The organism is Aeribacillus sp. FSL W8-0870 (assembly GCF_037963755.1).
Lineage (GTDB): Bacteria > Bacillota > Bacilli > Bacillales > Aeribacillaceae > Aeribacillus > Aeribacillus composti.
The window spans coordinates 1,985,196-2,000,949 of record NZ_CP150165.1 but is presented as its reverse complement, the minus strand read 5'-3'; the positions used below and the strand labels follow the sequence as shown (position 1 = coordinate 2,000,949).

At 37.6% G+C, this 15,754-nt stretch carries 11 protein-coding genes and 1 pseudogene; 3 read left to right on the top strand and 9 right to left on the bottom strand.

Annotated features, from left to right (window positions below; genetic code table 11):
* Window positions 1-310: 310 nt before the first annotated feature.
* The 5 genes and pseudogenes from NSU02_RS09635 to NSU02_RS09615 all read right to left on the bottom strand — a co-directional run bounded on the left by NSU02_RS09635 (window position 311) and on the right by NSU02_RS09615 (window position 8,955).
* On the bottom strand, window positions 311-475 hold the full coding sequence (locus NSU02_RS09635) for an anti-repressor SinI family protein (RefSeq protein WP_242009324.1): 165 nt from the start codon (window positions 473-475) through the stop codon (window positions 311-313).
* A 126-nt stretch (window positions 476-601) separates the two neighbouring features.
* Window positions 602-5,242, bottom strand: a complete 4,641-nt coding sequence (locus NSU02_RS09630) for an AAA family ATPase (protein ID WP_339195567.1) — start codon at window positions 5,240-5,242, stop codon at window positions 602-604.
* 722 nt (window positions 5,243-5,964) lie between these two features.
* Window positions 5,965-6,191 (bottom strand): annotated as a pseudogene (locus NSU02_RS09625) (cytoplasmic protein).
* 367 nt (window positions 6,192-6,558) lie between these two features.
* Entirely contained in the window at window positions 6,559-7,725 is a 1,167-nt protein-coding gene (locus NSU02_RS09620) for a KamA family radical SAM protein (protein WP_144597999.1), read from the bottom strand.
* Window positions 7,726-8,148: 423 nt separating this feature from the next.
* The gene (locus tag NSU02_RS09615; protein WP_066246706.1) at window positions 8,149-8,955 is read right to left on the bottom strand and encodes a Cof-type HAD-IIB family hydrolase; all 807 of its coding nucleotides are present in this window, start codon (window positions 8,953-8,955) and stop codon (window positions 8,149-8,151) included.
* Between the two features lie 439 nt (window positions 8,956-9,394).
* Here NSU02_RS09615 and NSU02_RS09610 point away from each other — a divergent pair, with 439 nt between their 5' ends.
* A complete protein-coding gene (locus tag NSU02_RS09610; RefSeq protein ID WP_066246704.1) occupies window positions 9,395-9,688 on the top strand; it encodes a hypothetical protein in 294 nt (97 codons plus the stop codon).
* Between the two features lie 103 nt (window positions 9,689-9,791).
* Complete coding sequence (locus tag NSU02_RS09605) at window positions 9,792-10,358, top strand: spore coat protein (protein WP_063389527.1); 567 nt, start codon at window positions 9,792-9,794, stop codon at window positions 10,356-10,358.
* Between the two features lie 64 nt (window positions 10,359-10,422).
* On the opposite strand, the gene NSU02_RS09600 is transcribed toward NSU02_RS09605, so the two are convergent.
* Complete coding sequence (locus NSU02_RS09600) at window positions 10,423-11,868, bottom strand: DHA2 family efflux MFS transporter permease subunit (protein WP_339195565.1); 1,446 nt, start codon at window positions 11,866-11,868, stop codon at window positions 10,423-10,425.
* Between the two features lie 433 nt (window positions 11,869-12,301).
* Window positions 12,302-12,901 carry a nitroreductase family protein gene (locus tag NSU02_RS09595; RefSeq protein ID WP_066246701.1) on the bottom strand — a complete coding sequence of 200 codons (600 nt, stop codon included), beginning with the start codon at window positions 12,899-12,901 and terminating at the stop codon, window positions 12,302-12,304.
* Between the two features lie 167 nt (window positions 12,902-13,068).
* Here NSU02_RS09595 and NSU02_RS09590 point away from each other — a divergent pair, with 167 nt between their 5' ends.
* Entirely contained in the window at window positions 13,069-13,956 is an 888-nt protein-coding gene (locus tag NSU02_RS09590; protein WP_066246698.1) for a hypothetical protein, read from the top strand.
* A 110-nt stretch (window positions 13,957-14,066) separates the two neighbouring features.
* On the opposite strand, the gene NSU02_RS09585 is transcribed toward NSU02_RS09590, so the two are convergent.
* Window positions 14,067-14,477 (bottom strand): thioesterase family protein, encoded by a 411-nt coding sequence (locus tag NSU02_RS09585; protein WP_063389531.1) that lies wholly within the window; start codon window positions 14,475-14,477, stop codon window positions 14,067-14,069.
* A gap of 109 nt (window positions 14,478-14,586) precedes the next feature.
* Entirely contained in the window at window positions 14,587-15,495 is a 909-nt protein-coding gene (locus NSU02_RS09580; RefSeq protein WP_063389532.1) for a 2-dehydropantoate 2-reductase, read from the bottom strand.
* Window positions 15,496-15,754 lie beyond the last annotated feature (259 nt).

Here is a 15,754-nt window from a genome sequence, read left to right as displayed (position 1 = left end):
GGGGTTGTCCATTGCATTTGTAATAGCCAGCCCAAACAATTGAACAATTTTCAAATTCATGAAGTCACTCGTATTTACGTGTGAATAAGTGCATATTAGGCATTTTTCACGATCCATCTCCTGTCATTCGATCAAAACGTACATAACTATTTACTAAATGAACAGTACCACCATTTCTTGGCTTTTAGTCATATGCTTTATGTAATTTCATTTATTAGAATAATACGTTCTGTATTATCATCTTGTTGAAAGTAGTGATTTAAATTGACAGTTAAAAATATTCATGGATGCATACTCTAGTTTATTTTAATTATTTTGTAGATATATCTTTTTTCATCCAATATTTATAAAATTCACTGTTATGTAAAAAATGAAGAATTTCATCAGCTGTTAATCCGAGTTTTTTAGCTTCTAATATAAGCTCAACCCATTCTATATCCAATATTTGTTGTTCTTCCAATTCTTTATTGTTCATGTTTCCATCCTCCTTTCCATCTGTCACTGAAAACACAATACATTGATTTCTTGAAATTGTCATATATCAAAAGTTATAGATGGGCAAATTTCGCAAAAAAAAAAATGAGCCACTTTTGCTCATTTCTTACAACAAGTTTAACTCCTTTGCTTGGACCACTGCTTTTGTTCTGCGATTTACTTGCAATTTGCTGAAAATATTGTTTAAGTGGACTTTTACCGTTCCGACAGCCAAACCAAGTCTTTCTGCAATTTCTTTATTCGTTAAGCCGATTGAAACAAGGTTTAACACTTCCAATTCGCGTTCTGTCAACGGATCAACCAACTCATTCTTGATCGTCTCTGCTTTTTTCTCGACTGCGATTTTTGTTTCTTTTCCAAATGAATACAGCAGTTCAAGTACATAGACAGCCTGTGATGCGATGGTTGTCAACACTTCCATATTCTCGGATTCAAAGGCGTTTTTTAACTGATTATTTTCTAAATAAAAGATCCCCTTGACCGTTTTTTGTTGGACGACAGGAAAACATAACACTGACCTGACTTTGTTTTTTTGAATATAGTGATCTTTTGAAAAAGTAAAATCATTTACTGCATCCTGGAGCTTTATCGTTTCTTTTATACGGTGCACATACTGGATAACAGAAATCGGAATGTTTTCGCCAACGTTTTGATCCATTTCGTTTGTTTCGCCATGTGTGGAAATGACTTTTTCAATCGAAAAAACGGTTTCTTTTCCATTTGGCCTGATGAAGCATACCTTTTCAGCCCCTTTAAATCTGGCAATGAGCATTAATAATTTCCCGAGCAATTGCTCTAAGTTCATGTCCTCAGACAAAGAGGCTGCTGCTTGAATGATGGCGGACAAGCCCCGTTCCTCACCTTTTGTTCGTTTGGTCCCTTCCCACGTTATCATGCTTTTATGATCGTTTTTTGTTTGATTTGTTTCCTCAATCAAAGTAAATTCAGGATAATCGTGCTGCAGCTGTTCCGCTTTGTTGTGCGCCCCCCACAGCCGATAACATCGATGCGCTTCACGTAAGTATGTTTGCGCAATGCGATGCATGCCTTTTTTGGCATAGAAGTCCCCTGCCAATTCATTAGCGAGTGCTTCAATCTGAATGTCAGAAGAAGTTTTTGCGGAATGAATTGCCTCATCATACCATTTCATGGCTTCTGTCTCTTTTTTTTGCAATCTGTCCCATTCCGCCAAAAGTAATTGCTGTTTATGTCGAAAATTGTCAGGGCAATGCTCAGACCATTTTTTAAATTGATTCAAAGCCCGTTTCAGCTGTTTTTTAACTATTTTCATGTTTTTCCTGTCTTTCTGTTCGCAACGCCTGATTAACAATAAACTATGATAAAAGTAAAATTCAGGCGAAATGATGAGCAACAGTGATTTTTTGACAAGTTTTTCAAGACGGACCGCCAGTTGATATGCCAGCTCATCTTCTTTTAACAAAAATGCGATTTTCAATTGAATGGTATCATAAACGATAACCGATGATTCATCTAGATTTTCTCTTTCTTCATACATAGTAAATTTCGCATTAAGATGAACGAGACATTGCAGCCAAGATTTCACCGCTTTTAAAAACTTAATGGAATGTTCCAATTTAATTTGCAAGACAAACTCTAGCTGCTTCTCAATTTCTACTAACAACTGATTGAGCGGTTCCCCCTTAATCAACATTGTAATGATCAGAAATGAGCTCGATTCCCCGGCCAGATGAAGGTTGCCGGATTCAACGCAATGTTTTTGTGAACGTTTAATATAAAAAAGATTGTCCTCCATCGTTTTTTTCCAGTGGTTCACAAATGTGCCAAAAACGAAATCGACCCGCCCCATTAGGTGTTTTGATTGAAATCGGGTAGCTGTGTGTAAAGCAAGCTGTCCAAATTGAAAGCTTCCCTCATAATCTTGAAACCCGGCGCTTAAAAATAATGCATAATTGTTGTAAGCAAGAGCGGACACATCAGTCATTCCATGTCGTAATGTAAGCCGGAGCGCCCGAAGCATGAGAATGCTGACTAGATATTGATCATACTGGTAGCTGGCTCTGTTCAAATTAATTAAAATCTCCATTAGTAAACGTTTGTTCCTATCTGTCATCGTCGGCAAAGCGGTGAGATCAGCAGCCGAACGTCCTCTAAGCGCTGTTTTTGTTAAAATCATCTCGAGCAGCACTTTAAACTTGCCCGGATGCTGCGGGAGCTTCCATCCGAACAATCGAAGGCCTTTTAACCCTGCCTCAACCGCTTTTTCAAACTGCTGTTGATGAGAAAACAGCAAAGATTTCATATTGTAGACTTTTAATTGATCTTCCTTTGTTTTGGCATATGTTAACATTTCGTTAAATGTCCTTTCCGAATCCCGAAAAAGTCCATTTAAATATTCGCTTTCCACTTTGCCTAAAAAAAGCTTGTAACTTAATTCATAACAGGATTCCCAATAATTTTCGGGTAGCAATTCAATCCCTGTTTGAAAATAATTCAATGCTTGATCAAATAACGCTGCGTTTTTCGCTTTTTCACCCGCCGACCAATTGAGCTCAGCCAAATCTGCTTTTCTTTCGGGATGTTGAATGAACCTCCGGCCCAAGTTAAGATGGTTGATCATTTCAAAAAACTTTTCATGTTCTTCTTTACTTGTTCTTTTGAAGAGGAATTGACCTGCTTTATAATGAATTTCTTGTTTTTTCCTTTGATCAAGCAATGAATAGGCAGCTTGCTGGACACGGTCATGAATGAACTGATACCTTCCTTGATCTGAAACCTGGATTATCATCCCTTCCTGGACTGCTTCGGACAATGCGTCGGTCATTTTCTCCGTATTGATTCCATCATGAAGAAAAGACAAAAACTGAAAATCGAAGCGATGTCCAAGACAGGAAGCTGTCAAGATAAGTTTTCGGGTTAACGGCGACAGTTTTTCAATTTTGCTGACAATGAATCCGATCATTTCATCGTATTCGGGCTGCTCCTTCACTTTGTTGAGATTCCATTCCCATTTTCCTCTTTTTAAGTTGCACCATAGAAACTTTTCATCGTATATTGTTTGGAAAAGCTGTTTAAAAAATAATGGGTTTCCCGCTGTTTTCTCATATAGTACAATGGCAAGCTCGCGAACATCGTCCGGGCTGCATCCCAACGTTTCCGCAATGATTTGGTTAATATGATCAACATTCAGCATGCCGAGTGGAAATTCCCTAATATTTTCTTTGCTTCTTTTCATTTCTTTTAATTTCGTTAAGAAAGGATGTCCTTCTTTCATTTCATCATCGCGATAAGCCCCAATGATGAGCAAACTTTCAAACTCTGGATCGTTCAGTATGGATTGCAGCAATTCTAGCGATGCTGTATCACACCATTGAAGATCATCTAAAAAGAATAACAATGGATGGCTTTTTTTCGCAAATGTTTGCATAAAACGCCTGAATGCCCAATGAAAACGAAGCTTCGATTGGGAAGAAGGCAATAAAGGTACAGCGTCTTGTTTGCCGATCAACAGTTCCAGTTCAGGAATGACCTCCGTGATAACCGCCGCTCCTGAACCTAAATGTTCAAGAAGCTCTCTTTTCCAACGTTGAAGTTCTTCTCTGCTTTCCGCCAATAATTGATTAATCAGCTGACGAAATCCGCGAATAAACGGTTCATATGGAATATCCCGCTGAAATTGATCAAATTTTGCGGAAACAAAATAACCATTTTCTTTTGCGCATAACTTTTCAATTTCATTCACAAGCGCTGTTTTTCCTGTTCCGGCGCTTCCTGAAATAAGCACCATTTTCGTCAAACCAAATCGAACCATTTTCAGTTCTTCCATTAAGCTTTGTATTTCTTTCTCCCTTCCGTATAACTTGCTTGTAATTTGAAATTGTGAAGAAAAGTCGTATCGGGCAATCTGAAATGATTGGACTGTTCCGTTTTGTTCCAGCATCTTTAAGCAATGGAAAATATCTTCTTTCAGTCCGAAAACCGACTGATAACGATCTTCAGGTGCTTTTGCAAGCATTTTCAAAACGATGTCGGAAACCACATTCGGCACATCTTGACGTCTTTCAGACGGATGAATGACCTTTTTTGTCATATGAGCATGCATCCATTCAAAATCAGAGTCAACGTCAAAAGGCAGACGGCCAGTTAATAGTTCATAGAAAATGACACCAAGCGAATAAATATCGCTGAGATGGCTGGAGGATGGATTGATTTGTGCGCTCTGTTCCGGCGAATGATAAATATCGTAAATTTCATCATCCTCTTCGGCTCCTCCAATATCAAAAAATTGCACATCTAGTTTTTCAGGATGAATGAAAATGTGAGCTGGACTTAGTATAGTGATGGAAATGTTTTGTTCGTGAAGGACGATTAATTTTTCTGCAAGTTGTAAAGAAATTTGAAGAAATTCGCTAATTCGTGGACGATGAATTTTGATATATTCTTTTAATAACATTCCCCCAGGATCTCGGTAAACAAGTGCATACGTGTTCCCCAATTGCTCAACTTCTATAGGCGTCACAATTTCCTTCATCTTCAGCTGCGAGTAGAAGTCATATTGGTGCAAAAAAGATGCATGATCAATTATCGATGGGGATTGTGATGTTAAAACTTTCAGCAAAACGCATTGATGATCACGATCGCGTATCCCCCGATAAACAGAAGCTTTTTTTCCTTTTCTCAGCAATGATATATAACTGTAGCCTGAAATATCTGACATTGACTTTTTCCCTCTTGGCAAATGCCGTAATATTTCGTTTTCCTTCTCCATACAGACAGGCACATCCTTTCATAAAAAAATTTCTCTTCCAGTATTCGCAAAATTTTCCGAAAACCCTTCTTTTTTCATTGAAAGAAGCGGTATTTCGTCTATAACTGCAACTTTTCCCTTCAATATTCTCGTATATAAGATGACATATGAAAAGAGGAATGATTCTGCTTGAATACAAATGGAGTTCGGTGTTTTTCAGGAAAACTGAAGAAAAATTATGAGGAAATAATCAGGATTTACTAAATAATGGGTGGCGGTTACAGACATTTGCACCGTTCTCTTCCGGCGCCTTTGTGCAGCCGCAATCCATTCAGATTATTTTTAAAAAAGTTCTGAAGAAATCATACACGTATGACAAAGAAGCAAAGCTTTTATCTTTTGGAATTTTCTTTGTAACGATGATGGGAGAAGCTGTTTCTTTTCCAAATACAACTCATCCCCCGCTTATTTGTGGAGCTGCTAAAAAAAGGGTCTTATTGTCTTTACAATATCGCTTCCGTTTAGTTTTACAAATGTTCGTTAATTCATATAAAACGCTTGGCGCCGTTTCGAAATCTCCATTACTTCTGAGATGACGGTGTTTAAAATGATGTAAAAAGTCTTGTAGAAAAAAATTACAGGACACTTACTCGGTCTAAAAGTACATTCGAGCCATTTTTCCGATTTTCAAATTCATTTCCTCAACTTTCTAATTCATTCCAAATGATAAATAATTTAATAGACTAAAACCATTTCTTACACATGCGGTTCAAAAACTTTTTGTGATAGGATAACCGGAACTTGCTCGATCATTGAATCGGTGCCGTAAAAAGGGCAAATGGCAGTCTTTTCATCATCGCACCATTTTAGAAGGATGAAATATTTTTAAACAATAAAAACAACCGCAAATTTCATCGTTTTTCAATTCTTTTCGATTAAAACTGATGAATCGGTGTGCTGTTCTGCACAGACTTCCCTTCAATTTATCGCCTTCCTAATTTTTGCAAAAAAATTCTCTTGCTATAATATCTGAACGGCCATACCAAGGGGTAAAATCTTCTATTGTATACAAATGCATCATACATGCTATTATTGAACAAAATTCTCATCAGCTCCACTTCATTCACAAGAACAACCTGTACCTTCTTTTCGTTATTTTTTTCACGTCATAAATTGCCTTTCTTATAATGTATTTTTTTAAAAGTGGTTATCCAGAAAGTCAAATCCCTATCGAAAACAAAAAATCATAAACGTCGATATATCAACGTCTCTAAAACATTAAGGGGCGTCTATAAGCCGGAAAATCGACTTATTAGACAGCCCCTGTCCATCACTTTTTATTGTGCTATTTTTTTAGGATGATCTGGCAATTCATTGACTGAAACAACTTGGTCTGTTTTCTTTTTTGGTTTTTTCCAATACTTTTCGTTGCCAGGCAGATCATCAAACCATGTTGCATCATCAGGGCAATCAAGCACCATAAATTGTCCATAATTGCCATCTCTAGATTGGTGATATTTCAAATACGCTTTTCCGTTTTCGATAGCTAAAATCTCGATTTTCCCAGAGGTATGGCTCATTGACAGGCGGACGCGCTTGCCTAGACCTGACGTTCTTGCTTTTGCTTGTTCAACGATATCGTAAACTTCTTTCAATGTTAATACAAAGTCACTGTTGCCAGCAACAGGTCGATTCACAAAGAAATAATAAGGTGTTACTCCCGCCCATGATAACTTATCTAATAATTCGCCTAAAACAACAGGATCGTCATTAATTCCTTTTAATACTGGAGTTTGGTTGACCACTATTGCTCCGGCATCATGGAGCGCTTCAAAAGCTTTTTTTGCTTCTTTCGTAATTTCTCTCGGATGGTTGACGTGAGCCATAATGTAGATTCGTTTTTCAGGAGATGAAAACTCTCTAATGAGTTGGAGTAAAGATTCATCTTCATAAATTCTCATAGGGTTAAAGACAGGCATTTTGGAGCCGATGCGGATAATTTTTACATGCTCGATTTCTCGTAAGCTTTCAATGATCATGCGCAATTTTTTCGTAGCAAGGATTAAAGGATCCCCTCCAGTTAGAAGAACATTGTTGATTTCAGGAGTTTTGCGAATATAGTCAATACCAGGCTGTACGTCTGCCATCGCTTCTTTTACATCACTTCTAAATAATCTTTTTCGAAAGCAATAGCGGCAATATGCTCCGCAAACCTCAGAAACTAGCAGCAATGCTGTTGTTTTGTACTTATGCTGGCAGCCAGGAACGACATAGTTTGTATCTTCATCTGATGCGTCCCACCTCCCATACTCTCGCATTTCTCCTTCATTTGGAATAACTAATTTTCTGATAGGGTCGTTCGGATCATTCCAGTCGATCAAGCTTAAATAATAATCATTGACCCGAAACACATATTTTTCTGTGATCGGCTTCAGCTTTTCCCGTTCCTCTTTTGGGATTTGTTCAATTTTGTCGATGTTTGTTATATATTTTGGCATCGCCACATGTATCACTCCCCCATCATTTGTTAACAGTTCTATGATAACATATAGTAACAAATTATTTAGCAATATGTCCAAAACGTTCATTATTTTTTTGCAAATTTCGATAATATTTTTCAAAAAAATTTGCCTTCCAGCAAGGAAAACTATTAAGCTAGTTTTCCAATGCGGACTTTTCTCTAATACAAGTCAAAATAGAAGGCAGATTCCACTACATTTGCTAAAACAAGGAATAAATATCTGACATATCTTGATAAGCTTTCACTAAATTTAGAATCCTTTTTTGCGAGTCTTTATCCCCGCTCAAACAATATATTGACTTAAGCCAAAAATGGAAAAAAAATCGTTTTCTATATTTTATATAAATAAGTAAAATAAGCGGCTTCCTGCTTTACATGAATTCTTTCGGGCAGCATGAAGCATTGCTTAAACTGATACAGCCTTCAACAGTTCTTTTACCGCATAGGCAAAGCCGTTCTCATCGTTCGTTTTCGTGACAAAATCGGCTTTTTCTTTCACTTCCTTTGGAGCATTTCCCATTGCAACCGATGTGGTCGCGATCTCGAATTGGGAAATGTCGTTGCCTCCGTCGCCAAACGCATAAATTTCTTCAAATGTCAGCTGCTTCATTTTTTGATAGCGTAAAATCGCTTTTCCTTTATGTGCTTCGCTGGAGGTAATTTCAATATTATTCGGAAATGATGAGGCAATGGATAGGTCGCTTCTTTCGCTTAAAGCTTCCTTCACTCGATCGATTTTTTCCGTTTCATCATGATTCACTAATCCAATCAGCTTATAGATTTTTACATTTTCCAGCTTGAAAATAGAGTCATAATCAAATTGGCGAAACATCTCTTCGATCTCTTTCCAGCTCAGCTTATGCAAAGGCGGTAAAGTGGATGGAAAGCCACCCTGATTGGTGTAAACGAGAATTCCGACATCCAGAGCATTTACTGCTGCAAAAATTTCTTTAAACGTTTTTTCATCTATTGTTGCTTCATACATCAGCTCTCTTTTATCGGAATATAATACAGCCCCATTAACACAAAAAATCGGCACTTGGAGCTCTTCAACCGCTTTAATCTTGATGACGTCCGGAAATGCACGTCCCGTATTTAAAATGACTTCATGTCCTTGCTTTTTCAATTCATGTAAAACTGATAAATTTTCATGTGAAATTTCATGCTGCGAATTTAATAGTGTGCCATCTAAATCAATTGAAAAACATTTCATATCCTCATCCCAATTCCTTTCTTTTTTTAAAATAATAAAGAAACTTCTTATTTTTCTCTTACCTATTTTATCAAAATCGTCCTGATCGCTGTAAAGATTTCCTGTTTACAAGAAAATCACTGCATTATCGGTCAAAGAGCTTGATTTGCCAGAAAGTCACTTTCCGCTCGGTTGATGGCAGCCCAAAAGATTGAAGAGGTTTAGAAAATTAAAAAGAAAGCTTCAGTACAAAATGGACAGTGACATCTATGCAAAAATAGCTGGATTCGAAGCATCGGCTGGGCATACAACAAATGACAAGAAGATGGCAAATAGATAGATACACGTACAATAGGCTATAGATGCAAATTGTCTGGCTTTTTTACCTTCAACTGGAAAAATTTTTTCATAGTGATTCACTCTTCAATGTTATAAGTTTTTATTAGGGAGTGAATATCAAATGATCTATCGAAGTGTCAAACAACTGGAAAAAGAATATAAACTAAAAGAAGCCCTTCGTTCTGTCAGAGATTTATGGTATCAACTAACGGAAGGGTATGTAACGATCCCTGAATCGACTGAAAAGCTTCAATCTTTCATTGAATATTTTGAAGGAGAATTGCCTGCAGGATGGATCCTCACAATGGATGAACAAGGAACGATACAAGCACGTACAAATTATTCTAATAGATTTAGTCAGATGCTAGTATGTAAAAGCTTTTCTGGAAAAGAGCGTGTAAAAATAATTTCTTAAAAGTTTTCCCTCAGTATCGCAGACTGAGGGGTTTTTTGTATAAAATGAAAAATTTCAAACATAATACTAACTGTTAAAAAATTACTTAGGAGGGATTGAAGGTATGAATCAATTAGGTGCTCATGAATTAATGGAAGTACATGAAGTTTTAACAAACACAATTGATGGAATTAACCAATTTCAACTTTATCAGCCCCATTGCAAAGATCCAGAGCTGCAAAACATTTTGCAAAATCAAATCATTTTTATGACAAATGAATACAATTCAATCGTTCAAATAGTAAGAAACAAGAGCAGTCAGCAAAATTTCAGCACTTACCGCCCATTGAAAAATGCAAGCCCTTCCTTTGGCACCTCAGGCGGAACACCGGAAGCTCCCAACAGCTCAATAAACGAGATGAACGACCATGATGTTGCGTCAGGAATGTTAGGATGTTTAAAAGCGTCAGCAGCATTAAGGATGCATGCTGCATTGGAATGCTCAGATCCGGAATTAAGAAATGTCGTGCTCCAAGGGGCGAAAAATTGCGCAGAGCAAGCTTATGAAGTTTGGCAATATATGAACCAAAAAGGTTATTATCAAGTGCCGGTCTTTCAGCAAAATACTGCTCAAGCGATCATCAATCATTATCAACCGGCTGGCAATCAAATGAACAATCAGCAGACATAAAACGATAAAGCAGCAGGGCTTACCCTGCTTCTGCTTTATTTTTTAGCTATTGCCAAGAAAAAAATTAGCTTTCGCTCACAATTTGCTTGTTTTCTTTTTCCTTTAGACTTTCGTCTTTTGCCGCTTGCGAATTTTTCATAAAAAACGATAAGATGAGAGCGATCGCAGAGAATATACCTGCCACTACAAAAGATATATTTACTCCATGTATCATTCCTTCAATACCTTTTTCAGGCAACGCTGTATTTGTCATGACTGTCACAAGCAAAGCTGTTCCAACTGCACCAGCTACTTGCCGCATTGTGTTGTTCATCGCAGTTCCGTGTGAAATTAAATATGTAGGCAGTTGATTTAAACCAGCGGTTGTCACCGGCATCATGACCATCGCAACACCGACCATCCTGAAAGCATTTACTGCCGCTAAATATGTAAACGTTGTATGTAAGGTGAGGTGTGACAGCATAAACGTCGTGATCGTTAAGGTAAAAAATCCAATAATCGCCAGCCATTTGGCACCGAATTTATCAAATAATCTGCCTGTTATCGGGTTGGCCACCCCTTGGACAAGTGCGCCTGGCAAGAGCGCCAGTCCGGACTCAAATGCTGAAAATCCCAGCATATTTTGCATAAACATCGGCAAAATAACTGCTCCGCCAATCATAGACAGAAACACAATCATGCCTAAAACAGTTGTGATCGAAAATGTCTTGCTTTTAAATACTTTGAATTCCAAGATCGGCTCATCCAATTGCAGCTGTCTAATTATAAACCAAGTAAGAGTGATCAAACCGATGAAGAGCGATAAAATAACTTGACCGCTCCCCCAGCCGCTGCTTCCAGCTGCGCTGAATCCATACAATAAACCGCCGAAGCCTAACGTTGAAAGGATGATGGATAAAATATCGATTTTTGGGTAAGTTTGCCGCGTAACGTTTTTTAGGATGAAAAAAGCTAAGATAAGATCAATGACTACAATAGGTAAGAGCACATAAAACAAGCTTCTCCATGCAAAATGCTCTACAAGGTAACCGGATAAAGTCGGACCAATTGCCGGCGCAAATGCAATAACGAGTCCAAACATCCCCATTGCCGTTCCTCTTTTTTCAACGGGAAAAATTAAAAACAAGATTGTCTGCATCAGCGGCATGATAATTCCGGCACCAGCAGCCTGCGCCACTCTCCCTGCCATTAAAACAGAAAAATTGGGAGCAATTGCACAAATTGCAGTTCCAACAGCAAAAATTCCGATGGCTGTAAGAAACAGTCCTCTTGTCGTAAAACGACCAATCAAAAACGCGGTGATCGGTATCATAATCCCATTAACAAGCATAAAAATCGATTGCAGCCATTGAACTGTATTGGCATCAACTTTGAAATCCATCATTAAATGCGGCAAAGCAGTTCCAAGCAACGTTTGGTTTAAAATGGCAACAAAAGCACCGGACATTAACACAATCATGAGCGGCACTTTATTAAAGGTTTCCTGTGCCAGGTCTCGTTCTTCTCCCATATAAATCCTTCTTTCTAACAATTTTTCTATATTATTTAGCGATACAAATAGACTGCTTAATACATGTTATTGTAATATTTTTTCTTTGTAAATAGGAAGAATATACACTTGATGGGGATGAAACTTGAAGAGCGTTTTCCATAAATGAAGCAATTGTTGTCTTTATATTTATATTAGCGTACATTACCATAGTGAAGGAAGATGAAGAAAAAAGCAATTGTTTCGCTCACCTTTATTTTCTTTTTTGATAATAAGTAGGAAACGTTTGAAAAAATTTTTACATCATAAGTGTTAAAGAAAAAATATCACTCCTTCCAATATAAAAAAAGAACAGCCGTTTTTTCTCTTTCGGTTTGAATTGTTTCAAATGCAAAACCCCTTTTCAGCTTTACTTTTTGAAAAGGGGTGACAACAATTTGAAAACAAAAGCATCTTATTTAAATATTTTCAATCGCTCTTCTATTGGTTTTTTTTCTTTATCACCGGGCTCAGCTGTCGGTTTTCCGAAAGGCATTTGAGCAATTAGTTTCCATTCATTTGGTATATTCCATTCTTGCTTCACTTCATCATCGATGAGCGGATTATAGTGCTGCAGCGAGGCGCCCAATCCTTCAATTTCCAACGAAGTCCAAATCACAAATTGCAGCATTCCAGAAGACTGTTGTGACCAAATCGGGAAATTGTCCGCATATAATGGGAATTGTTCCTGCAACCCTTGAACAACGCGGTCATCCTCAAAGAACAATACAGTACCGTATCCATTTCGGAATGAATTTATTTTTTCATCTGTTGAAGCAAATTGATCCGCTGGAACAATTTTTCGCAACGTTTCTTTCGTTATATCCCACAATTTGTTATGATGCTCGCCAAGCAAAAGAACGACTCGGGCGCTTTGGGAATTAAAAGCGGATGGTGTATATAGAACTGCGTGGCTGATCACTTCTTGAATACGCTCATCAGAAACAGTTGATTCTTTACTGATTCCGTAATAAGTGCGTCGATGTTTGACTGCTGAATAAAAGTCATTTGACACGTTCATCTCTCCTTTCTGAATTTCAATCTTTTTATATCATTCCTTTTAAACGCTTTGCCTATTACACTTCTTAGTAACGTTTTGAATAAAATTTTTTCTTGTAAGAGCCGTATTTTGAGGGATATAATTTACATGAAATCAATAATATTAGAAAAGGCGGTAAAAACTTGAAACAGCGGAACTTATTTTTCTACATTTTGATTTTTGCCATGATGTTTCTGTTCGGATGTACATCAAAAGAATATAAATCCAACATGGAATCTGGTATTGAAGCGCTAAAAAAAGAACAATACAGCGACGCCATCTCGTTTTTTAACAAAGCTCTTCATGAAAAAAACACTGAAGAAGTTCAATTGGCGCTGGATTTGTCAAAACAAATTAAAGACAGCGTTGCTGCCCTTGAAAAAGGAGAATTTGAAACCGCCATATCATTGGCAGAAAAAATCAAAAATTCAAATGAAACCTCCAAGGTTCTTGATATTCTCAAACCGAAAGCTGAAAAAATAATCGAAGAGGCGGAAAAAACGAGCGCCGCTTTAAAAGAAATGGAATCTGAACTTGAGTCAGGGAAAGCATTGTTGGAAGAAAACAAGTTTGACGAAGCATTCGCCATATTTAAGAAAATTGCGGAAACAACATCAAATAACGAGAAGATCGTCAGCGTTACCAAAAATGCAGAACAATTAATGAATCAAGCGGCTGCGGCGAAAAATCAATACTTGCAGGAGCAGGAGAAAAAACTTCAAGAAGAGCGGCAAAAAGCTGAAGAAGAAGCAAAAAAGAGAAAGGAAGAGCAAAAAAAGGCTGAGGAATCAAAGAAAAGCCGTCCTATAAGCCATACTGAAGCTGAACAGCTAGTTCGGGAGTATTTAAAAATTGAAAATACTTCTAACGTTTACGTTGAATATGATCATGATAATGAAAAAGGCGAATATATTATTCACGTTTATGAAATCGTGATCAGTGATCCGGAGACAAAAGAGGGACATACTTCTACATGGGGCTGGTATGCAGTCGACCCGGTCAAAAAAGTTGTGCGTGATGCGTTTGAATAACAAATTTTAAGGATTTTCCGGTGGATACATTCGGAAAATCCTTTTTCTTTAGTTATTTCATCAGAATGATATTAATTCAACTGATAAGGCTTACAAAATTGCCTTGCTCATTAAACAGCTACTAAGTATTGTTCAAGGATCGAACGCATTTCAGGAGTTAAAGGCTCAGAACGCTGCAACTTAAAATTGTAATGAACGATAACTCCTTCCCCTTTTGCGATCAATTTCCCCGTTTCTGCATTTTTTATTTCATGCTCCATCGAAAAGCTTTTCGTTCCAATCCGCGTAATTTTTGAAGTTACCGTTAATGTATCATGGGCATACGCTTGGGCAAGGTAATCACATTTTGTGGATGCTAAAATAAATTTCCAGTCTTGGTTCCCTACTTGTTTTGACATGTGTTTTAAAAATTTAGTCCGAGCTTCCTCCATATACAAATAATAGCTTGTATTGTTAACATGGCCTGACGCATCCGTTTCGCAATATCTTACATAAATTTCTGTATCTGGAATGGTCTTCATGCTAAATCGTCCTTTCTTTTATGTCTTATTTTTCTGTTTTTATCAATCGATCGATATTTATGTATGAATGGAATTGAATCCTACATGTGTATAGGAATTGTCCATCGGATCATCGATGTGTTTCAAGAAAAAGCAAATTGCTGTACAACGTTTGAAGAACAGGCGTTTCAACACCAATCTGCCGCCCCTTTTTCACGATAAACCCGCACAATGATTCGATTTCCATCCTTTTTCCTTTCAATCGATCTTGCAGCATGGACGGCTTATGCTTCAGAGCTGCTCCTGAATTGGCAAAAGTGCGATGAAACATTTCTTCATCTAATGGAATCCCGATTTTATTGGCTACTCGCATCACTTCTCGGCAAGCATTTTCAGCTGTTTTCCTCAATTCTTTATGCTCCATAATTTCACCGACAGTCGCTTTGGATAAAGCAGCAAGCGGATTGAAGGTTGCATTCCACAACAGCTTTTTCCACTTATCCAGCATGATATCATCTGTTGTTTTTACAAAAATTTCAGCTTGACGAAAAAGATCTGCCACTTTATCGCGGAACGAAATGAGAGATTCATCCAGAGCACCGATTACTAGTTTTGCTCTTCCGCTATGCTTTATGACCCCAGGCTCTTCCACATGTGACGACAGATAGGTTGCAGCTGACAAGAGCCTTTTTCCACCTAAAATTTGAGCGAGCTTTTCTTCATTGTCGACTCCATTTTGCAGCGTCAAAACAACTGCGCGATCATTCTGCAAAGAGGCAATCTGTTCTGCTGTACTTTCCGTGTCTGTTGATTTCACACAAAACAGTATCAGCTCACAATCAGCAAAATCCTCTATTTTATCTGTAAAAACACCGTCTATTGTGAGGAGTTGATCATTCGTTTTAACCACTAAACCTGATTTTTTCATTGCCTCTAAATGCTTGCCCCTTGCAAGAAAAACAACATCATGTCCGGCTTTCTTTAACAAAGCTCCAAAATAGCCGCCGACCGCGCCAGCTCCAGCAACAGCGATTTTCATAACATTCCCCCTTCAATTGAATCAAAAAGCTTATGAATGACAGAATAAACAGAAAATAATGAAATGCAAGTTTTGCACCTCAATTATTAACCTAATCTTTTCATTAATCAAGTGAAAGCATTCGGGACTGAAAAGTCTTGAGTGTTTAAAACCAATAGTAAAAACGAGCCTCCAAAACAGATAATAATCTTGAAATCAATATCAGACTCTAGACTATTATGATTTATTCTATGTTCCATGAGGATTCGCAAAGCGCGCA

Coding starts and splice junctions, on each gene's coding strand:
- NSU02_RS09615 (WP_066246706.1), bottom strand. CDS start 8,955: ATGAAATGTTTTTCAATTGATTTAGATGGCACACTATTAAATTCGCAG.
- NSU02_RS09585 (WP_063389531.1), bottom strand. CDS start 14,477: ATGAAGACCATTCCAGATACAGAAATTTATGTAAGATATTGCGAAACG.
- NSU02_RS09635 (WP_242009324.1), bottom strand. CDS start 475: ATGAACAATAAAGAATTGGAAGAACAACAAATATTGGATATAGAATGG.
- NSU02_RS09580 (WP_063389532.1), bottom strand. CDS start 15,495: ATGAAAATCGCTGTTGCTGGAGCTGGCGCGGTCGGCGGCTATTTTGGA.
- NSU02_RS09605 (WP_063389527.1), top strand. CDS start 9,792: ATGAATCAATTAGGTGCTCATGAATTAATGGAAGTACATGAAGTTTTA.
- NSU02_RS09610 (WP_066246704.1), top strand. CDS start 9,395: ATGATCTATCGAAGTGTCAAACAACTGGAAAAAGAATATAAACTAAAA.
- NSU02_RS09630 (WP_339195567.1), bottom strand. CDS start 5,242: ATGGAGAAGGAAAACGAAATATTACGGCATTTGCCAAGAGGGAAAAAG.
- NSU02_RS09600 (WP_339195565.1), bottom strand. CDS start 11,868: ATGGGAGAAGAACGAGACCTGGCACAGGAAACCTTTAATAAAGTGCCG.